Annotated in this window: 20 protein-coding genes; 18 read left to right on the top strand and 2 right to left on the bottom strand. The window is 46.8% G+C overall.

The genetic code is table 11. The features are described from left to right. Positions 1 to 206: 206 nt before the first annotated feature. Entirely contained in the window at positions 207 to 2,507 is a 2,301-nt protein-coding gene (locus QMG91_RS02225) for a cadherin domain-containing protein (RefSeq protein ID WP_281828630.1), read from the bottom strand. A gap of 454 nt (positions 2,508 to 2,961) precedes the next feature. Here QMG91_RS02225 and QMG91_RS02220 point away from each other — a divergent pair, with 454 nt between their 5' ends. From QMG91_RS02220 to QMG91_RS02190, 7 genes are all read left to right on the top strand, one after another. After that, positions 2,962 to 3,852, top strand: coding sequence for an N-acetylmuramidase family protein (locus tag QMG91_RS02220; RefSeq protein WP_281828629.1), 891 nt, complete (start codon positions 2,962 to 2,964; stop codon positions 3,850 to 3,852). Positions 3,853 to 4,017: 165 nt separating this feature from the next. After that, entirely contained in the window at positions 4,018 to 4,791 is a 774-nt protein-coding gene (locus QMG91_RS02215) for a lamin tail domain-containing protein (protein ID WP_281828628.1), read from the top strand. Positions 4,792 to 4,840: 49 nt separating this feature from the next. After that, positions 4,841 to 5,797 (top strand): hypothetical protein, encoded by a 957-nt coding sequence (locus QMG91_RS02210; RefSeq protein ID WP_281828626.1) that lies wholly within the window; start codon positions 4,841 to 4,843, stop codon positions 5,795 to 5,797. A gap of 190 nt (positions 5,798 to 5,987) precedes the next feature. Then, positions 5,988 to 6,860, top strand: a complete 873-nt coding sequence (locus QMG91_RS02205; RefSeq protein WP_281828625.1) for an alpha/beta hydrolase — start codon at positions 5,988 to 5,990, stop codon at positions 6,858 to 6,860. A 49-nt stretch (positions 6,861 to 6,909) separates the two neighbouring features. Further along, positions 6,910 to 7,737, top strand: a complete 828-nt coding sequence (locus tag QMG91_RS02200; protein WP_281828623.1) for an oxidoreductase — start codon at positions 6,910 to 6,912, stop codon at positions 7,735 to 7,737. Positions 7,738 to 7,779: 42 nt separating this feature from the next. Continuing rightward, on the top strand, positions 7,780 to 8,271 hold the full coding sequence (locus tag QMG91_RS02195) for an SRPBCC family protein (protein ID WP_022591041.1): 492 nt from the start codon (positions 7,780 to 7,782) through the stop codon (positions 8,269 to 8,271). Between the two features lie 15 nt (positions 8,272 to 8,286). Then, entirely contained in the window at positions 8,287 to 9,198 is a 912-nt protein-coding gene (locus QMG91_RS02190; protein WP_281828620.1) for a helix-turn-helix domain-containing protein, read from the top strand. A gap of 62 nt (positions 9,199 to 9,260) precedes the next feature. Here QMG91_RS02190 and QMG91_RS02185 read toward each other — a convergent pair whose 3' ends face one another. Then, positions 9,261 to 9,515 (bottom strand): hypothetical protein, encoded by a 255-nt coding sequence (locus tag QMG91_RS02185; protein ID WP_281828618.1) that lies wholly within the window; start codon positions 9,513 to 9,515, stop codon positions 9,261 to 9,263. 140 nt (positions 9,516 to 9,655) lie between these two features. Between QMG91_RS02185 and QMG91_RS02180 the strand changes: the two genes are divergently transcribed. From QMG91_RS02180 to QMG91_RS02130, 11 genes are all read left to right on the top strand, one after another. Further along, positions 9,656 to 10,081 carry a hypothetical protein gene (locus QMG91_RS02180; RefSeq protein ID WP_022551659.1) on the top strand — a complete coding sequence of 142 codons (426 nt, stop codon included), beginning with the start codon at positions 9,656 to 9,658 and terminating at the stop codon, positions 10,079 to 10,081. A gap of 13 nt (positions 10,082 to 10,094) precedes the next feature. Next, on the top strand, positions 10,095 to 10,397 hold the full coding sequence (locus QMG91_RS02175) for a hypothetical protein (protein ID WP_281828616.1): 303 nt from the start codon (positions 10,095 to 10,097) through the stop codon (positions 10,395 to 10,397). Positions 10,398 to 10,414: 17 nt separating this feature from the next. After that, positions 10,415 to 11,116: a hypothetical protein gene (locus QMG91_RS02170; protein WP_281828614.1), complete on the top strand. Its 702-nt coding sequence runs from the start codon at positions 10,415 to 10,417 to the stop codon at positions 11,114 to 11,116. Positions 11,117 to 11,239: 123 nt separating this feature from the next. Continuing rightward, on the top strand, positions 11,240 to 11,962 hold the full coding sequence (locus tag QMG91_RS02165) for a hypothetical protein (protein WP_004398372.1): 723 nt from the start codon (positions 11,240 to 11,242) through the stop codon (positions 11,960 to 11,962). A 4-nt stretch (positions 11,963 to 11,966) separates the two neighbouring features. Continuing rightward, on the top strand, positions 11,967 to 12,818 hold the full coding sequence (locus QMG91_RS02160; protein WP_281828612.1) for a hypothetical protein: 852 nt from the start codon (positions 11,967 to 11,969) through the stop codon (positions 12,816 to 12,818). Between the two features lie 145 nt (positions 12,819 to 12,963). Continuing rightward, on the top strand, positions 12,964 to 14,418 hold the full coding sequence (locus tag QMG91_RS02155; protein ID WP_281828611.1) for a pyridoxal-dependent decarboxylase: 1,455 nt from the start codon (positions 12,964 to 12,966) through the stop codon (positions 14,416 to 14,418). Continuing rightward, positions 14,415 to 15,410 (top strand): ligand-gated ion channel, encoded by a 996-nt coding sequence (locus QMG91_RS02150; RefSeq protein WP_281828610.1) that lies wholly within the window; start codon positions 14,415 to 14,417, stop codon positions 15,408 to 15,410. Before QMG91_RS02155 ends, QMG91_RS02150 begins: the two co-directional genes overlap by 4 nt. Beyond that, complete coding sequence (locus QMG91_RS02145; RefSeq protein WP_281828608.1) at positions 15,407 to 16,744, top strand: hypothetical protein; 1,338 nt, start codon at positions 15,407 to 15,409, stop codon at positions 16,742 to 16,744. The genes QMG91_RS02150 and QMG91_RS02145 overlap by 4 nt, the downstream gene beginning before the upstream one ends. Then, on the top strand, positions 16,741 to 17,886 hold the full coding sequence (locus QMG91_RS02140) for an MFS transporter (protein ID WP_281828607.1): 1,146 nt from the start codon (positions 16,741 to 16,743) through the stop codon (positions 17,884 to 17,886). The genes QMG91_RS02145 and QMG91_RS02140 overlap by 4 nt, the downstream gene beginning before the upstream one ends. Positions 17,887 to 18,148: 262 nt before the next feature. Beyond that, complete coding sequence (locus tag QMG91_RS02135; protein WP_281828605.1) at positions 18,149 to 19,819, top strand: ABC transporter substrate-binding protein; 1,671 nt, start codon at positions 18,149 to 18,151, stop codon at positions 19,817 to 19,819. A gap of 9 nt (positions 19,820 to 19,828) precedes the next feature. Continuing rightward, on the top strand, positions 19,829 to 21,355 hold the full coding sequence (locus tag QMG91_RS02130; RefSeq protein ID WP_004398379.1) for a sensor histidine kinase: 1,527 nt from the start codon (positions 19,829 to 19,831) through the stop codon (positions 21,353 to 21,355). The last annotated feature ends 253 nt before the right edge of the window (positions 21,356 to 21,608 follow it).

The following is a 21,608-nucleotide window of genomic DNA, read 5'->3' as shown; positions in this document are numbered from 1 at the left end:
CTCAGTAAATGAAAAACAGAAAACAAAATGAGCTAATAATTAAACTTAAATAATATTCTTGATAATAAATTCAGAAGCTAACAAGACTTTCCTTTAACTTCATAAGAAAGTAAGTGTGATAGAAACTTAGCGGAAAGTTTTACCCCAGCACGTGCGATAACGCGCTGGGGTAATAATGGTTTTGATTGTACTAAGGAATGTTCAGATTACTTGTTCACTACTGCATCGTACCCGATAGACAAGTTGTTTGCTGAAATGCACCCTTTGACTTCTGTATGGTGAAAAATATTCAGATCCGCCTTAGGTGCGTTGAGGTTAAGATCCAGTACCAGATCAGAACCTACATAAACGGCTGTGGCATTGGTGTTGAAGATCGCTTTTTCCTGTTCAGTTCGACCTACATAAGCAAAGTCAGCACCGTCATGGAAATAAAGGCTATCCGCAACATTGATCGTAATTGCTCCCTTGCTGACATCAAAAACCAACAGCGAATCACGACCAGTAGTTAAGCTGGCAAAATGATACTCGCCTGCAGTAAAGGTGACTGTTGCTCTATCACGGATCGTTGCGTTTCCGTAACTTGTCGGAGCCCAGGCATCAACTCTATCGTAAAACACGTCCAGATCATCCGTGCCGACATTCACTGCAATCGCGGCAGCCTCATCAAACAACATATCGTTATTGAACTGCGTTGTTCCTGAGATTTGAGCACCTTGTGACTGATACAACTCACCATTGTAAACAACATTACCCGTGATTAAGGATCGGTAATCCATAAACAGCTCACCGTTTACCAGTGCGTTACCTGATACTTTTGCATCGTCCTGAATTTCAATCCTGTTTCCTGCGGTGATATCTGAATAGATTCTTGCACGATCCAACACTAAGAATTGAGATTCAGCATGTAAGCAGGCTTTGTATTCTGCACCTTGAACAACGTTAATCGTCAAGATGGCATCATCTGCACGACCAGAACTCAGAGTTCCTCGAACAACCAAGTCAACTTTCGAAATCAACGTGTAATCCAGACCAGAATTATCCCTAACTGATACCTCACCAGTTACCGAGTTAATTTCAAAAATACCAGACTCGTTACCAGATACGATTTCGTAGAAATAAGTATTACCTTTAGGATCAGCATCTGTACCCGTTAAGTCATGGTTAAAATCATGAACGGGGTAACCATTTTTGACATTATCACCCAATTCAACAGACACATTCTTGAACGGGTCCTGGTTAGTTTCCTGAATATTGACTGTCACTATTGCTGAGTCAGACTGACTGCCATTGCTGGCAGAAACCTGTAGTCGATATTGCGGTGTGATGTAGAAGTCGAGCAGAGAGTTATCCACGACAGATATCAGACCCGTCGTTGGATTAATTGCAAACACTCCGTCTTCATTGCCACCAACAATGTTGTACGTCAGCGCATTGCCATCCGGATCAACATCTTTAGCACTATCAATATAATTGAGGTCATAAACTTGAGTATCGGCAGGAACTGATTCGTTAAGCGTTACACTTTTATCCGCCACCAGACGTGTCAGGCAATTTAATACATCCGCATTGTCAGACAGGTTGTAGGCATATCTGAAAGAGGTGGACTCTCCTGCTTTAATGCTGCTGATCTTATATGTAATGGCAATCTCACTGTCACCAGAATTGCTGTTACCCACGGTGTTGTTCACATCTGAACCTTCACCCGACCAGCGGACGTTAGGTTTAACGCGCCAGGTTCCGAAAGACACTTTCGCTCGTTTATCCAGAGACATATAAGCGACGTAAGATTCATCCCACTTTGAACCTGCTGGCTGAGTTGCAGATACATGAGCTAATTGCGTGCTCGTGTCAGGTTGACTAACAATGGTGTTATCAGTTGAGTGGCTACCACTCAACGAAGTATTGTTGTCGGGGTCGAAGAAATCTGAGTAGTACACATTTGTAACTTCATGAGCCGAATGATTGCTGATCAAAACATCAAGAATGAAATACGTACCAATGTTTGGCACAAGCACCTTTCGCTGAACGTCTAACCCCTCGACCTGACCCTGCCACAACCCCATTGCGGCTGAACCACCACAAGCTTCAATGTCTTTGTACTCGATAACTTCGCCAGCTATAGCTGGCTTAGAAGACTGACGGTCATTAACAAAGTTCTTATCACCAATTTGCAGGGCAAATCCCTGATACATTGAACCTGGCGTGAAAAAGTCTCCGTTCCAGGTTGCCCAGTCGTTCAGTTGTGGGTTGGCGACAAACCCCAATATTCCGCCTGTCGAGCTACCTGAGTTAGGTCTAGCGTGCCACCCTTCAGGGGCATTACCTGCAGAACCAAAATAGCCGTTTTTATGCATGCCAACTTCAACGTTTTGCCCCTTAAGAAACAAATCTCCATTTGCTGCAACATAAACTGTCTCTGCGTTGGCTAAGCCACTGCAACACACTCCCAGTGCGGTGGCGATAACCACTTGCAGTTTACGTTTGGTGACTTCCATATTACTTTTCATCTTATCTATTCCCATATTTGATTAGATATATTGCACAAAGCGAAATATGAAAGGGGCTAACTTGGGTCAATTCATATCAACCAGATTCGATTGATTGAGAAATGATTTCCCGAATTGCCAGGTATCTCTTAACAACTCTGAATAACCAAAAGACGACACTTAACCCCACCCATATTCCGCAGCAAAAAAGTATCGCCGAATTCAAATTTCCTTTTGGTATCAGGTCAGTATCATTTCCTGCCATATGAACACCCTATCCATCAGGTTTACCTTATGAATGTTGAAATATCGCCCAAGTTAATGCCCAGTTAGTCTCAGTTTGGTCTCAGTTATCAGCAGTTCTAATTAAGATAAAGCGTTATTCCCCCGTTATTCCCCCTCTATTCCACCAAGTTTTCTCTACCAGCTCTCAGATACCGTAATGAAGACGACATTACGCATTCAGGAGCAAACAATGAAAGACCTTCCTTTAACGTCTTCGGTGGGTACACTTGGTGAAAACTTAGCGGAAGATGTGCTTGCGATTCAGAAAGCACTGAACGAAGCCAGCGACAAAATTGGGCTGGATGAAGCTCTGGTCGAAGATGGCATCATTGGTGACGACTTCGACACCTCCAAAACCTGCCAAGCCATCAAGAAGATGCAAGCCAGTATCTTGGGTTTTAAAAACCCCGACGGTCGTATCGACTGCAACGGCAAAAGCCACAGAGCCTTGGCAGAAGCTGCTTCCGATCAACTGGGCTTTGCGCCAAGCCTGTTTTTACCTCGGATAGAGCCTGAAGTGGGCTTGTCTGAAGAAGACTTTGAAAAAGCGGCAGAATCACTGGACTGTGATGTTGCGGCAGTGAAAGCCGTATCTGAAGTGGAATCCGCAGGCAGTGGTTTCTTTGCCAGTGGTCCTCCGTGCATCTTGTTCGAAGCGCACATTTTCTCTAAATACAGCGACCGCCAATTTGATGAATCTCACCCCGAGATTTCTTCTCGCAAGTGGGATCGTTCACTTTATGTCGGCGGAGAAAAGGAATACGAGCGCTTGCAAAACGCGATGGCACTCAACCGCAAAGCGGCACTGATGTCCGCATCTTACGGACGCTACCAGATCATGGGTTTCAACCATCAGGCAGCAGGGTATGACGATGTCGAAACCTTTGTGCGCGAGATGTTTCTTGCCGAGCGCTTCCACCTGTTTGCCTTTGTGAATTTCATTAAGGCAGATTCGCGCTTACACACCGCCATTCAGAAACTGGACTGGGCGACCTTTGCCCGCTACTACAACGGCCCGGCGTACGCCGAGAACCACTACGACGAAAAACTGCTTGCCGCATACGACAAACACGCAAGCTGATAAAATCATGAGAACCCCTTGGCAGAGTCACCCTCTGCCTTTTTTCTTTCCCCCTTTCCTATAAGCCACATCGTTTATTTCCCTGAATTCTTCCTCGCTCTGGCAGGGATGCCACAGCAGAGATCCCTCAAAATAATCAGAACACAAACGCAAAAGGAAAATAACGTGGCACTGACGATTCAATACATTCAGGAACAATTGAAAACCCTTCTTGAAAGCAGGCTGACAACCGCTCTGACCAAACCACAACTCGACGAGCTATGGGAAGACTTAAACAGAATTCAGGAAACCAGTCAGGTAGAAATTGGGGAGCTCGACTTCAAAGGGCAGACCGATCATCTGGACGAATACATCGACATTGTTAACCGCGGTGGGCTGGCAATTGACCTCACCAGTTGGAAAATTCTGGCGGGTTCACCGGATCAGGAATTTGAATTCCCAGAAGGTTCAGTACTGGCACCTTACGGTAAAATCCGTGTGGCGACGTCTGGCGATTCTGAATTCAGTTTTCAGTCCGACAAACCCATCTGGAACAACCATGGCGATACCGCAACCCTGCTCAACCCGCATGGTCAAAGCGTTTCGACCTTAGCGTATGGTGGCGACGCCTACCCAGACGTGCTTATCACCAACATTTACTTTGACGGGGAAGAAAAGCACACCGAGGGCGACGAGTATGTCGAAATTTCCAACGTTTCAGACAGCATAGTAGACATCGGAGCTTGGCGAGTGGAATCTGTGCGCAACCAGACGACTTTCACCTTTCCAGAAGGTATCCGATTGCAGGCGCAATCCTCCGTCAAGGTGTTCACAAACAAAGAACACTTAAACGAAGGCGAATTCAGTTTTTGCAGCCCAAGAGCGATTTGGAATAACGAGCAAGGTCACTGCAAGCTGTTCGATTACCTCGACCACGAAGTGGGATCTTATCAGTACTAGATACCCTCACCTCAAGCTCAATAACAACGCATCAAATTAGGTTTTCCTCGTGCAGAGCAGACAAGTAAAGACAAAAACGAATGACTCCAGCCTCCAACCTGACAGCGACTTACAGCTCCTTGTCAGCGATGGATGTCTTTTACTGCACTACGTTGCCCGGCACGGGGACCTTTCTATCGACGCCAATATCGCGCAGGGCATCGCTCAAGCCAACGCCAAACTTGGCACCAAATACTGGAACACCGAAGATGAAATCCAGTTACTGCACAGCTTTGATCGGCTGGCAAAACAGGTGTATCCCGTTACGGTAGAAAGCATCAAAGCCGTCGTCCCCAGTGCCAGCGATGGCAAAGTCACCTTTACTGGCGCGACGAGAGTCATCACCTGGTATCGGCGCTACACGGTAATGACCTTAATCTGCTTGCTGGCGATTCAGATGTTCTACCTGTTCGGACATTCGCTAACCCAGACTCTGGCAGACTCTCTTCCCCAAGCCACGTTTCCCTTAAATCAGGATCTTGAAGCCAATCATCAGCTTTTAAAGAAATGGAACTGGGTATGGATGTTGGGGCAAGAATTTCAGTTCGATCTGCCAATACCCAATGAAGCAACCAACCAGTTAGAACTGGAATACCAAGCCAACCTGATTGCGGCGCAGTCTGTTCTGCAAATGCTACAAAACTACGTATTGCCGTTGCTCTACGGCTTACTGGGAGCATTTATTTTTGTACTCAGAAGTTTGCTTCAGCAAGTCAGAAACCTCACCTACACCGCCAGCCGCGAAGTGGGCTACCGACTCAGACTAACGCTAGGCTGCCTTGCCGGGATGATTACAGGTTGGCTATTAAAACCAGAAATGGGGGATATGACCCTTTCCCCTATGGCATTAGCATTTTTGGCTGGCTACAGCATTGAAGTGATGTTTACCCTGCTGGATCGCCTGATTGATGGCATAAGAAAGAATACCGAAGTAGTGACCCCTTCAAGTGGTGGACGGAAGTCTTAGGTTGGTTACTCCCTATTGATTCCTTAGGTCTTCTCTCCATTTTTCGATGAACTGGAATCAGACAAAATAATCAGGTGACTCTGCTTAAAAAAAATTTGTATACGTACTTCGGGGATATGTATACGCCTAAAAAAACACCACTCGATATACTTCTCCTTGTTCTAAAGCACTTAGATATCAGGAGATGGTCATGATTACTAAATACCTAGCAGACATGATGACAAAGAGTGGTCAATCGCCAGTATTTGAGACACCAGAGCAGTATGGATTGGCATACCAAGACGTCACTTTTCAAACCCAGGATGGTGTTACACTGTCGGGGTGGTTAATTGAAGGTTCTACAGACAAAGTCATTATCCAGTCACACTTTGGCGTGCAATGCAGTCGTGCAGGCTTCACGCCAGAGGGTAAAGGAATGATCAAGTTGTACAAAAAGAACATTGCTTTTCTCCGACAAGCTAAACACCTAGTGGAGCAAGGCTACAGCGTATTGATGTACGATCTCCGAAATCACGGTAACAGCGGTCAGGGAACCAACCCATACATCGCTTGGGGTTGCGAAGAAGCACGAGATGTTGTCGCTGCTGTTGAGTTTATCTCAACCCACCCGAACTATAAGAACAGTCATATCGGGTTACTTAGCATCTGTATGGGAACCAGCTCAACGGCATTTGCTTACGGCTTAGAAAATGGTTTACAAAATTACTCGAATATTAAAGCTCTGATATCTGTTCAGCCACTGCGTTATCTCGACTATATGAGCGCAATGGGTATCCCAAACTTTCTCACCAAACGAGTCAACCAATACAACATCAAACGTGGTGGTGCCGACCTATCGGGATCTTTCTTCGACTTTGTTTCAAATATCAAAGTCCCGACATTGGTTATCCAAAATAAGAATGACCCCTGGAGCAAGCTCGAAAAAGTCAATGAGTACTTTCAGCTATTGGGTGGAGAAAAAGAGATGTTGATGCTCGACCTAGAAAAAAACCGTGCTGCAGCCTATGACTGGCTTGGTAAATCTCCGGAACCTGTGAGTGAGTTTTTCAACAAACATGTTTAACAACACCCAATACACATCGCAGCCAAATAACAAAAGGGGAAACAAATCTATGAATTCATCGAAAGTCATTTTAATTACAGGTGCTTCTTCTGGGATGGGAAAAGACACTGCAAAGGATCTGATCCAGCAAGGTCACGTTGTCTACTGTGCTGCTCGCCGTATTGAAGAAATGGAAGACCTTAAACTTGCTGGTGGTCATGCCTTTAAGCTTGATATTTCCAAAGAGGAAGACATCATTCAATGTGTTGAAAAAATCATCGAAGAGCAGGGTCATATCGATGTTCTCTGGAACAACGCAGGCTTTGGTCTATATGGTTCAGTAGAAGAAACCCACCTAGAAGATGCCAAGTATCAGTTCGAGGTTAATGTGTTCGGTCTTGCGCGCTTAACTCAGCTTATTGCGCCATATATGCGTGAAGCAAAATCAGGAACCATCATTAATACTTCCTCGATTGGCGGAAAAATATATGCCCCTATGGGAGCTTGGTATCACGCGAGTAAACATGCGATTGAAGGATTCAGTGATTGCTTGAGATTAGAATTAGAACCGAAAGGCATCAATGTCGTGGTTTTAGAGCCAGGTGCGATTAAAACAGAGTTTCCAGACGTAATGTCGAAGCAGGTACTGGATAACTCAGGCAATGGTCCATACAAAGAACTGGCGAATCAAATCGCGGCTCTAAGTCTTAAAGAATCAGGAAAAGAAGGAGCAGGTTCACCAACCTCAGTCATTTCAAAAGTAGTTCAGGAGATCATAAATAACCCTAAGCCCAAGACACGATATGCTGTCGGAAAATTTTCGACCACTACGCTATTAATGAGACGTTTTCTTAGTGACAGAGCCTTCGACAGGATAATCCGCTTTATGGTGCGATAAACAAAGTCATGCTCATATATCCCGAAAATCAGGAGGTCATTTATGCCTATTTTAAGTTCTCAAGCTTTGCTAGCTGCAAGCATGTCAGTAAGTGCTATGCTCGGCTCTAACTCAGTGCACACTGAAATCATCATTCCAAGTGCACCCGAAAATGTTTGGCATGTTTTGGTTGATATAGAACGCTACCATGAATGGAACCCTGCAATCATATTAGTGGAAGGTTCGCTTGCCGAGGGAAATTCGGTGACCTATCGATTTCAGGAAACAGAGACTAAGGCAGCAAATATCACCTCTAAAGTCATTGCGATTGAGCCAAACACCCATCTCAACCATAAAGGCGGTATCTGGGGAGTCATTACCTTTGATCAACACTACTATCTTGAGCCTCATGGCTTGGGAACCAAATTCACCATTCATGAAGACTACACTGGGTTTTACGTGAATTTCTGGGATCATTCACATACTCAAACACAGTATCAAAAAATGGCAGATGCGCTAAAACAACGCGTGTTAAATTTGTATCCAGACGAGTAATGCACTAGGTGAGTTATGTCACGGATCATTCACATCAAAACTATCGATCAAATCCACAAGGCGCTAGGGTTGCCACCTCCTATGCATCCATTGATCTCCTTAATACCGATTGATGAAAAAGTAACGGGCTACGACTACGGCGATTTTACATATGTGTATGACTTCTATCAGATAGCATTAAAGTCAGGTATTAAGGGGAACATTGTTTATGGTCGCAATCACTATGATTACGATCAGGGCAGCATGATCTTCACCAAACCCGGTCAGGCACAACAATATAGAAATACTGAAAGTGCCGAAGATGAATGTGGATGGACACTGTTATTTCACCCAGATCTCATTCGCCGCTCTGGGCTTGCAAGTCAAATGGACAGCTATTCTTTCTTTTCTTATGACACTAACGAAGCACTTCATATTTCTGAACGGGAAATGCAAATCCTTAATGAGTTAGTCAATCAAATTGTGGAAGAGTACAGCCAGAATATAGATAAGCACACTCAGAAACTGATCGTTTCGAATATCGAGTTAATCCTCAATTACTGTACTCGCTACTACGAGCGTCAGTTTATCATTCGCCAGAACCACAACCTTGATTTGATGGAAAAAGTAGATGGCATCTTACGTGAGTATTTTGAATCAGATGCTGCGGTCGAAAATGGCTTGCCAACGGTGAAATACCTAAGCGAAGCCATGTACATGTCAAATAACTACCTCAGTGATATGGTCAAAAATGCAACAGGTCGTAATGCTCAGCAATACATCCAAGACCATCTGATAGAGCGAATCAAAAATGCATTACTCAGCACTAACGAACAAGTAAGTCAGATTGCTTACGGGTTAGGATTCGAATACCCGCAGCACCTCTCGAAGCTGTTTAAAGCTAAAACGGGGATGACTCCGGTACAATATCGAAAATCTATCAACTAGCTAGGGAGCATATTGATTTCTGATGAAACTGGTATTCGTTTCAACGTCGCTTCTCAGTAAACTTACACCTCGCCACCAACCTCCCCCACCTTTGCCTTCTCTGCTGCTTCTTCAATAAATGTCTTTGCCAGCTTTATCAGCATTTCTTTGTTTTTGTCTGACAGATCGTTCACGGTCTGTTTGCCCATTAAGATCTTTTCCATCTCTTTCTTTACTTTGGCGAGCTGCAGGAACTGTTCGGGGGTGAGTTTGGGCTTTTGTGGTCGGTTTTTCAGGGCTTTTTTGGCTATCTCCAGCCCTTTGAGTAACTCTTCCATATCGATACCTCCTGCCCAAAATGCTATGACATCTTCTGGGTGAAAACTTGGTAAAAACCACGAACTAATTCCTCGGTTCACCTGAGAACTTTTCGCCCGCTTCCACCAAGATGAAAAGAAATCATTACTCTGGAAGCGCCATGAAAAACAAAGCCCTTATTGTCAGTTGGATGACCTTGGTTATTGCCCTATCCGGCTGTGCCTTGCAGTTTATCGCCAGCTACGATCAGCAAACTCTTCAGCAGATCGAACACATCGATCAGGAAGTGGAAAGGCTCTATCTGGATCTGACTTTTACGCCGATTGAAGATCGCAAATTTGATCGCTTTGCCAAGCAGTATCAGGCGATCACTTTGCAGATCCGAAGCTTAGAGAGAAGGCAAAAGCGCCGAGAGAAAAACACCGAATCGCTAGAACAAACGCGAATTCTGCTTTCCCTATGGGTGCAGGATGAAGCCACCCACAGAAAGAACGACACCATTTCTAACTTCATTATTAACAGACGAACCAGTCAGTACCGCCGGCTGTTCGATGCCTTGATAGATGGCGAACTGGCGAAACAATAAGATGGAGGCGAACATGAACAACACCCTACACTCAGTGATTGACACCATAACCTCTCAGCTAGAGAGCTCCCCTTATAAAAACCTGCTAGGCAGTGCACTGAAGTCGTGCATTGAAAAACAGCAGAATGACATTGAAACTTTGCTGCTTGCCAGACAAGCCGGGGATATTTCAGAAGAAGAATTTGCTATTGAACTGGAAAGGGAAAAACAAATCGTTGAAGCGGAAATGCTGACCTGGCAGATCACCGCAAAAGCGGAAGTTCAAAAGGTGGTGAACAAAGCCTTTCATGCGCTCACTCAGGCTGTATTGTCTTAGCCTCTGAAGGACACATCATGCGAAGAAGAAGGCGTACAATCTGGATACCTTATGGCTATCGGCTCAAATCCAATTTGAAGCTGCGGGAGCGCCAGAACATCAAGCCAACTTCGCATGAACATGAACCTTCAGAACTTGTGGCAGAAACTCAGTCCCCTCTCAATGACCCCTCAGTCCAACACAGTGAGAATCGGGAAGAGCATGTTATTCCTAAAGAAGAAGAACTGACACCCTGCACCGCTCAAGCACAAGCACAAGCACAAGCACAAGCACAAGCAAGGTTTGAAGACACTTCCTCTGTCGCCCAGTTTGATGATGCCCTCAACCCTTACAAAAGCTACGTTCAGGATTTGTCGCTGTGTTTAACGGGGATGCCGAAAGAAACCTTTTTGGCCTATGATGATCAAAAAGGTCATCATGATCTTTTTGATCATTCTGATACAGAAAATATCCAAGGCGATCCCTTATCTTCTTCTGAATCGGATTCACCCGATTCTTATATCGCTTGTGATCAGAACGAATGTGTTTATTCGGATCATAAGCCGTCAATGACCGTTGAAAACACCGATCCTGACGCAAGCGATCATCAGGTTGAATCTAATAGTAACGACGTCAAAAAAGCCGAGACTAATCCTAAGTATATTCCCAAGCCCAAAAGCTCGGGACCTCACCTCCGGCGTTTACCTGGCATTGCGGCTTGCCTGCTTTCAGGTAAGTGAAGATTTCAGGAAAATAGCGGTTTTCAGCTGTAGAGCTCACTCCGTATCTTTCGTTCGTTTCCCCAAGAATCACTCACCGCTCATGCGTATCCTGTGGAGGTCATAACTCAATAGGAGACCGAGATGAGACAACTACTTTTTCGTCTGTGCGAAGCCTCAGACGGACGCAAATTCGCTTTTTTGACCGACCAGCCTGATGTAGAAGACATGTTTGATGGCGGATACAAAGTCGCCTACAAATTCCGAGATGCGGGCAACGGGCAGGAACTGCTGGCGCGCTGGCGTTCGGCTTATTCCGTCACCTCGCGTGAATTTGAACAACTGCCGGATGATGACGAGCTGCCTGAAGGCGTTCAGCAGGCGTTCGATACCATGATCTCCAGCCTGATCCCAAGCGTGGATGTGTTCTTCTGCGATTACAATCTGGCGATCGAGGCTGATCTGCCTATCTGCAACAACGTGATGGATCGTTATCGTTCTACCGACTTTGTGCTGTTTTCCTGTGAAGAGCTGATCGGCAACGATCCGTCAACCCAGCCGTATATGGTGTCTTACGCCTCACCGCGTTATCCGGGCAGTGGCAACACCGGAAGCCAGCACCGCATCTACTGTAAAACCGATGCTTTTGCATTTTGCCAGGCGGTACACGCGATTGTGATTCAACGTGAAAAAGACTCGCTGACCGGTGGGCACATCCGCACAGAAGTCGACACTTACATCAGCGAACCTTCCATTGAAGCGCCAACGGCAGAGCAGGTCATCAACCGATTTGTGGAATCGCTGCCGCAATACAACAGCAGCATTAAAGCGTTAAGTGCGCCGGAATCTCACTCCAACGAGGAGTAATGCGATGCGTTCAGACGAAATGTACTATGCGGCGTTCAGCGCCGCATTAATGGCAGGGACAGAGCCCGGAATTGCTCAGCAGCTTGCCTATCAACTGGCTTATACCCACTTAACGTCACCAGCGGATAAAGCCTTTAAAGATAAATCCGAGCCTTCCCACCAGCCGGAATCCATTCAGAAACAGGCAGTTCGCATTCGCCCTATCAACCCGCTGAATCATGTGGACTGGCTTAAAGGAGGAACGCTGAACGAACGTGGAATGCAACTTGGCAGGCTATGTGCTCCATCGCCAGTTCAGACGGTTCGGCAGCCGCAAAAAACGCTTGGTGGCGTAAAGCAGCCAGCCGCAGATCAGCAAACCGAGAAGCATCAGCACAAAATCAATCAAGCCATTATGCTGGCTCTGATGGATTCGGACAGCAACGCCCAAAACAAGTTTGTTGCTGCGCTTTATTTCTACTGGAGAGCGAGCAAAACACACATCTGTAAAAGCACCAAAGCGAGCTACTGGCTGCTGATGCACGCCATTCGTTGTTACCTGTTTGGCACCACCTTTCAGTGGGATGAAAGCTTCATTAACAGCACCGACGAACGTCAGCAGAAAAAGCCCATGTACCCAACCGTTAAAGAACTGATTGAACACCTAAATTTCAACCGAGAAGAATCGCACTTATTGCATGCCCTTTCTGAACAGATGAGCTACTACCCGTGCAACCAGCAGATCCAGTGCATCGAACTTGGTCTGGCTTATCGGGCAGAAGTGATTTCTGATCTGGAACTTGCCAACGTACACCACCAGCAGCCCCTGAATCTGGATGGTATGCAGGACGCCGCCTTGTGGGCTATGACATCCTAACCCTCTACCGGTACCGAAAGTACCGGTTTCTGCCACATTGTTAGAAACGTCATTTATTTCACCGATAACTCCCCTTTATCCCCCACGTTAAATTCGACCTTGCCCGCTAGATTATTGAGACATTCGTTCAATATCTTGGTGGGTTATGAGTATTTCAGATTGTTTATCCATTACAGAACTGGGGCTGCCTCAGGCGGATAAAGATACTGTTTTGAGAGAGTATCTTGAAGAGATGCAGCTCAGAAAACAGCACTTTCTGGGCTACCAAACCAATCAAAATGTGGTGTTTTCACCCGAGCTGTCGCCATTTCTGTCTCTTAATCTTCTGAATTTAGGGGACGGCTATGAAGATGGTTCCTATCAGATCAATGCCAAGCAATTTGAGCGAGCAGTCCTGAATTATTACGCCAGACTCTGGGGGATGACCGCGCCAAACTCCAAACGGAATTACTGGGGATACGTCACCTCTATGGGGTCGACGGAAGGCAACCTCTACGCCCTATGGAACGCACGTGATTACCTGAGTGGCAGCGAAGTAGAAGGCTATGAAAAAGCGGTCGAAGTGCCGAACCCGCCTGTTCTGATTTCATCAGAAAGCACGCATTATTCGGTGTACAAAGCCTGCCAGATGCTGGGTATTCCTACGTTCAATCAGGCGGGAGAAAAGCTAGGGTATTGCCCCATTAATGAAGGCGACTGGAAAAAGGAGCTCGCAGTTGATGAATACGGCTCGGTGATTGAAGAGGATTTGTTTCGGCTCACCGAGTTTTTTCTGCAACACCAGCATCCGGTGATTCTGTTTTTAAATCATGGCACCACGTTCAGCGGTGGCAGTGACGCCATCTTTCGGATTCTCACCAAACTGAAACCGCTGCTCGGCAAGAACACCGAGAACAATCGGCGGTACTGGGTTCATGTGGATGGCGCACTTTCAGCAAACTTTTCTCCCTTTCTGCAACCGGACCCTTTTACCGTTTCTGACCACCCTTACGAATTTCGCCACCCAGAGGTGATGTCGGTTTGTGCCAGCCCTTACAAATGGCTGGGCGCACCTTGGAGCTGCGGCGTTTACCTGATGCAGAAAAGGTACAAGGTGGGTTCTTCTAGCCGCCCGACTTACATCGCCGGACGCGATTCCACCATTGCGGGCTCCCGGCAGGGGCTGTACTCCCTTTACTTGTGGGAAAGGCTGTCTTCGCTCGGCACTGTCGGGCTGAAACAGTTGGCCGAGCAGAACGAAAGCAACACCGCATTTTTGCAGCAGGCACTACTGGATTTGTCGAAGTCGAAGAGAAACACTCATCGGCAGTCACTCATCGTGATGCCACGAATGCCCGGAGCCAACATGGTGCGCTTCTCTTCCCCCCGAAGCCACATCACCGCCAAATATTCGCTGGCGGAAGAAAACATTCCGGTGGATGGCAAGCTCCAGCGCTTCTGCCATGTGGTTTTGCTCAGCCATATACAGCGCCCTTTGCTGGATCAGTTTTTAGCGGAGCTGTCTGACCCTTATGCCTTTTCGGGTCGGGCACTTTTGCCGCGCAACCCACTGAGTCACCCAGATTTTGTCACTCATTTACTTTCCAAGGAGAATCAATGAAAGCCGTTTTGACTCTGCTTTTTATGCTGAGCTTTTTGCCTTTCTCGTCGCTTGCTCAGCAAGTGATCCACACGTCGTTTTCAATCAATAAGATCTATGGCGTTAACACCATTGATCAAACCTACAAGATCGACGGTTACTTAGTGGCGACCTGGCAAGATCCGAATCATCCGCTCAAACCCAAATCGGGTATTCGACGAATCGAAAATCGGCACCTCGACAGGATGTTAGAAGACGGCTCCTGGATGCCTGCTTTTGAGTTCATCAACATTATCGGACAGCGCCTTACCCCAAATAAAAGGCTGGTGATCACTGATGAAGGCGGCATCACTTACAACGAACGTTTTCAGGGCACCTTTACCACCGAGATGGATTTTCGGCGTTTTCCTTTCGACAACCAGTCGTTCGAAATCATCATGGAGCCCTTTTCTTTCGACCAACAAAGCCTCAAGTTTGGTGACGCAAGTGTATTTGTAGAAGAGATGACCAATAAAACCATCAGCGAATGGGAAATGGACACTAGCTCGACGGCGAAGGTCAGCCGGCACAGCTATCACCATCTTGATAGTGCAGAGAGCACCGACTATTCACGCCTGACGGTCACTATCGATGCCACCCGAAAGCCGAACTATTACCTTTGGCAGTTTATTCTTCCGCTGTCGCTGATTCTGATCGCCAGTTGGGCAGTGTTTTGGATTGAGGGGTTTTCCGAACGATTGATGACATCTTTCACCATGATGCTGACGGTGGTGGCGTACACCTTTTACACCAGTAGCCTGCTGCCAAGATTGCCTTATACCACCTTTATCGAGCGCATGATCATCATGGGTTACGTCAGTATTTTTGCCGCCATTCTGATCATTGTATTTGTGAAAATTCGGGAAGAGAGAGGCAAGCCAACTCAAGGGCTGATCCCTTATTGCCGAAGCATTTTCCCTACGTTTTTTCTGGCCGCAATTGCCATCCTGATCGGAGTTAATAGCCAACTATGAAACCTTCTAAATCTTTGCAGACCATCATTGAAGCCGTTATCTGCTCATCGATTTTTATTCTGCTGCTCGGTGTCACAACCTATCTGCTCTACTCCAAATCTCTCAACGCACTGGAAGAGCAGATCAAAATTGGGCTGGTATCGACCGTTAAAGCTTCTGCTTCGACATTGGATGGCGCTGCGCACCTGACTTTTGATGAAGAGACCATGGCGTCGGACGAAAGCTACGCATTAATGGCAAAGCAGATGGAAATGATCCGCCGTTCAGCAACCGACGTTCGCTATATATACACCAGCATTCTTGAAGATGGTGAGGTGTACTTTATGGTGAACCCAAGCCCGCAGAACGATGCCGACGGAGACGGGTTACCCGATCCGCCCCCAGCCCTGATGACCTTATATGATGATGCGCCGACAGAGCTGAAAAAATCTTTAGAAAACCAGAGCATTGAAATCAGCACCTATCGCGATCAATGGGGCAGTTTCATCAGTGCCTATGCGCCGTTTTACAGCGTTGAAGGGGATTTTGCCGGCATTCTGGCGATGGATCTGGAAGTCAGCCGTTTTCAGGATCGGTTAGAGAACATTGAACGCGTTTTTGATAAAGCCAAGATCATCATATTGTTCCTTGGTTTGATTGTCGGGCTGATTATCTGGTGGATCCGCCGCTCTCAGGTTAACCACCTCAACACCATTCGTCATCGGGAAGCCGATGCCAAAGAAAAGCTCTCTCGCGCTCATCATCTGAATGTGCTGCTCTCGGGGTTAACCACTTACTTTTACAGACGGATTCCCAGAGAAATCATCAAGCATACGCCGAGAATACGGGCGCTGTACCATTATTCACAAAGCCTGAGACCACTTGCCTTTCAGCCAGATACGCAACCGGTTCAGGACTGGTTTCACACTCTGGATAAAAACACCTATCAACGCTGTAAAGGCTTCCACGAATGGCACATTCCCTGGCAGTCAGAGGCAGTGTTTACCAGCAATAAAATCACAGAAGAGCTGACTCATCTGCACGCTCAGCTGGCAAGAGCGCAGTCAGAGCCACTCAGAGCAGAAACCCGCTTGCTCAAAGAGCACCTCGACTGCTGGGCGTTTTCTACTCACTTCTATCTGGAAGAGTCCTCCGAGCTGAGCGAGCTGCATACCTTAATTAATAACGAGTTCGAGCACATTACGGGCAGTGCCTACATGACTCAGCAGACCCCAAATGCGCTGGGCATCATGAGCACCATCAACCGATTGAGACAAATGGGCTTTGACCTGGTTTCAGGAGAAGAAAACCGAATCGAACTGATTTGGAAAGTGTATAAGGAGAATTCAGCATGACGACCCTCGCCCCTTTTTTACTCATTGTCGCGACTTTGTTTGTTCAGCTTTCCTCTGGCATTAACTACGTTACCATTCCTTTAACCATGAGCGAGCAAGGCTATGGGAATACCTTAATCGGGTTTGCCATGTCTTTTGAGATCATCGGTATCCTTCTGCTTTATCGCCCACTTTCAAGCTGCGTAGAAAAATGGGGACTGGTGCCTTCAGTTCTGCTGATGTCGGCACTTCGGGCTTCCAGCCTTGTTTTGCTCTCGCACAGTCAGAACTACCCGTTATGGCTGCTGGGCATTTTTTGCTACGGCGCGTCTACAGGCATGATGCTGGTGATCATCCAGACCTCTTTAAACACTTGTATTCAGGGAAAACTGAAAGGATTGGTAATGGGGCTGTTTTCAGCGGCATTATCTGGCGGGTTGGCGCTTGGACCTTTGCTGCTTCAGTTGCCCTACATCGACCCGGAATGGCAACTGGAAACCAGCGCACTCATTACCAGTCTGCCTTTTGTGCTCCTGTTGCTTGCCGGGCAAAACACCCAATCTTCCGAAAGTTCAGGGACGGTTCGGGTTCGGTTTGCTCTTCGCCACGCTAAGGTCATTCTGATTTCCGCGTTTGTTGGCGGCATCAGCTTCTTTGGCTTGCCCTCTTTCCTCACTCTGTATGGAATGGAAAACGCGCTCACCGAATCGCAGTCGCAGCTTCTGTTGACCATGTTCATGTTTGGTAGCGTAACACTTGGCATCTTTGTGAGTACCGGAGCCTCGTTCCTTAACCGCAGCATTGTGGTGCTGGGCTGCATTTTTACCTCGGTGGTGTGCGCGGTGTATCTTTCTCTGGCGGTATACACCGAGTACTGGCTGGCACTTACTCTGCTGTTTTTCTGGGGAGGCTCGATGGGAGGCATCTACGCCATTGGTTTAACCGCGGTGGGCGAGCGTTTCTGTCAGCAGGATCAGATGAGCGCCAATATGAGCTATACCATTATGGATTCGTTAGGCGGCATGACAGGCTTACTGGTGATCGGCTTTATGCTCGACTGGATGGGATCGGAAGGAATGACCACCGTGCTGATCACCTTTGGTTGTGCGCTGTTGGTGTTCTTCGTTTACGAGCTTTTAGCCCCAAGGCAGACGTTTGAGTAGCACAACGGTATTTCCTTCATAAAGGTCTTAATTTTTTTCCCGGATAGTGAGCATTACAGGCGTTTGATTTCGCCTGTTTTTTGCTTCAGCGTCTGCTTATATACAGAATAGTTGCATATAAGCATTTCTTCTCTTCACGTTGTACATCTTAAAAAGCTCAACTAATTTTCTAATATGATTCGAAACATTGGTTAGCCCTGAGATGAAGTGCTCCATCAAACGTTGTAAGAATGCCATTTTAAGCCTCCAGTGCGCCCTTTTAATGGCTTTGATGATTCCTGCGGATGTGGCTCATTCCGAATCACTCACGCTTAGAAAGGATGTCTCTCAGGAGCAGGTTACGGGTAAGTTCAAGCGGGGTTCGCATGTGATTGCTTACCTGCCGAACCTTCCGTATATCTCGACTTCGCACTCAATCAATGCTGGTTTAACCAAGCCTTCTTACGACGGAAAGGGCTGGGAATACGATCTGGCGGTTTCTCATAAAATCATCGACAGAAAAACCTACGAGTTTGAGTTGAGAAAAGGGGTTCGCTTTCAGGACGGTACGCCTTTCGACGCCGATTCGGTCGTCATGAACATGGAGTATTTTAAGAAGGAGCCTTACACCTTCTCCAAAATGGACACCATTTTTGATCGGGTGGAAAAACTGTCGTCGCATCGGGTTCGATTCCATTTAAAAGAAGATTACGGCTTCTTTATGCACGACACCATCTGGCTGCTTTTTTATTCAGAAAAATACTTGAAAAAGCACGGGTGGAACGGCAAACCTTTTTGCCCGAATCTGGCGGAAGCCGGTCCGTATGGATTAGGACCTTATATTCTCAACAAGGGCTACATTGAAGCCGACCGCCACACCCCAACCGCTGAACTGATTGCGAACCCGTACTACTGGGGAGAAGACGCGCCCAAAGTAGAGAAAATCACCGTCATCATAGACATAGAATCTCAAGAAGCGCTGGATTTGATTCAGAACTCCGAAGGCAAGCTCGACTTAATGCCGATTCCGTTCTCTGACGAGCTGCCCACCATTTTGTCGCAGCACGCGAAGCTGGTTCGCTCTCCTTCTAACAACAACTACGTCGCCAAATTCAACCTCATTAGCGGGCACCCTCTGCTTCAGGTTCGGGAAGTGCGAGAAGCGTTAAACCGCGCGATTGATCAGCAGGCGCTGATTAACCTTTCAATGAATGGCGAGGGTGTACTCACCCCGATATCACTGGGAGAACGTTTCTACGGAGTAAAAGAGGCATCCAGAAACATCGCCACCTTTTCTGAACTCAACAGCCCTCTGGATGAAGATATACGGCAGGAACTGATTCAAATCATCAAAAAACATCAGAAACGTCTGGGTTACGATCCAAACGAAAAGCTGCCTATCACCATACTGGCTCCCAAAAGCACGCAGTTTATGTTCCGAGACGTGAAGTACCTGCTCGATCAGATCCACATTGACGTGAATTTGCATATCGTTGAGAAAGAGGCAGACGTGTTTGCCAACGTGGTTACGACCAACGCTCGAAAAAACGATATCTATTACGACATCATCGCCTGGGCAAATTTTGACTGGATCATGAACCCCTGGGATTTGTTCTTTGTGATGCGTCCGGGCAACATTTGGACATCGTTCACCGACGACCCGAAAATGGAAAGCCTGCTCGACGAGTTTCTCGCCACTCCATCGGAAGATGCCAGCTATATCCCTGTGATGACGGAGTTGATCGAGTACGTGTATTACCAGGGTTACACGCTATTCTTGCCCAGCCCGAACCACGTTATGGCGGTGAACAAAGAGGTATTTTTTGTTCCCAGCCCGACGGCTATTTACCCACTCTGGGATATTGAAGTGACCGACATGCACTGGTCGTTGAGAGAGGGGGAATACCCCGAACACCTCAAAGTTCCCGTTGAAATTACCACATACCATCAGTAGGAATGCCCCATGTCCGATAAAGTTGAAAAGGTTGATGAGGCAGATAAATCGCTGTCCAACCGCATTTTGATACTCTTCATCGCCACTACCACGGTGCTTATTTTTCAGGGTATCTACAACATCTACAGTTTGGAAGGCGTGAAAACCTCCATCACACAAGTGCACGATTCTGCCTTCCAGATCAGTTTGACAGGCACCGACATTGCCCAGCCCGCCTCGGAACTGCGCCAGATGACGATGGGGCTGGTAATGGCACCCAATGAGCAGGTGAAAGAAGAAATCAAATCGCAAATCAGCGAGACCCGAGACAAGATCAACAAAGCGTTAAACGGCGATACGTTTACTCAGTTTTCTGACGAAGGTTCGACAGGCTTGCTGGACGATATTTCGAAGAAATGGAAAAACTACGAGAAAGAAGTCGATAAAACCATTGAGTATTCCAATCAGGGCGTCCGGATTGCCGAGTTTCTTCATGTCACCACCAATGAAAAAGCGTCTTACGACCAACTGACGGAATCCATCCAGAACTTCAACGACTACCAGTTAGGCATCACCGAAGCGATTTACACCGAAGCGCAGAACACTTCTTCCATCGCATTCTGGTCGGTGCTGCTTACGACCATCGTGGAAACCATTATCCTCAAGGTCATCCTTGCCTATGTGTTAAGCCTGGTGAAACGTTACGTAGACAACAAAAAGCAGCACGCCGAAGAGCTGCAGGAAAAGAACGAAGCGCTGGAAACCTCCATTGACGATCTCAAGCGAGTTCAGAAACAGCTTATCGAATCGGAAAAAATGGCGTCACTTAACCAGCTTGTGACTGGCGTTGCCCACGAAATTAACACACCGATTGGCATCGGCATTACCGCATCTTCTTACTTCAACGAGCAAATCGAGAAAATTGACCAGTCCCTACAAGACAAAACCCTTCGCCCAGATGAACTGAAAGCCTTCCTCGATTCCGGCAAAGACAGCAATGAAGTGCTTCTGTCTAACCTGAAAAAAGCCGCAGAGCTGGTTCAACGGTTTAAGAATTTGTCTGCAGAAAACATTCGCAGTGAAACCGCCCGCTTTGATGTAGGAACTAAAGTTTCTGAAACGATCAGAACCATGAGCCCCAGCCTGAAAGATGTGGCAGTTAACGTGGAATACGACCAGTCCATCGAGATCGAATCGGACCCTTCAGCCATTTACCACAGTATTTCCAACTTAGTAATGAACTCGCTCAATCACGCTTTTCAGGAAGAGGGAGAGCATCAAATCAACATACGGGTTGAATCCCCTGAAACTGAGCTGGTCACCATAGTGTATTCAGACAACGGCAGCGGCATTTCTGAAGACAAGATCAAAAACATCTTTGATCCCTTCTACACCACCAATCGCAACAAGGGCGGAACAGGTCTCGGATTAGCCATTGTGTTCAATGCATTAAGCCAGATTGGCGGTGATATAACGTGCAGCAGTGAAGTCGGCGTAGGCACCACATTCACCATGAATATCAAAACCCCAGTGACGATAAGGGAGAGTGCGGCGTAGTTGGGGGTAGATGGTCCGAAATGAATCCCACCTACACAAAACGGGCGACGAAGGGGTGGAAACCTATTTCGTCGCCCATTTTGTGTTTTTCTTTATATTAGCAACGTAATGCAAGTCACCCATTTCCCAGTAATTTAGTTACTTAGACTAGGTTATTGATTGGATCTACAGAGAGAAAGTTACTCACTAGTACTACATTAATTTTCAACTATAACGTCATAAGTAGCTAGGCGCTTTGCGGCACTATCAAACT

Source organism: Vibrio nigripulchritudo (assembly GCF_027924785.1).
GTDB classification, from domain to species: domain Bacteria; phylum Pseudomonadota; class Gammaproteobacteria; order Enterobacterales; family Vibrionaceae; genus Vibrio; species Vibrio nigripulchritudo.
Note: the sequence above shows the minus strand (reverse complement) of the source record. Positions and strands in the feature narration are given on the sequence as shown.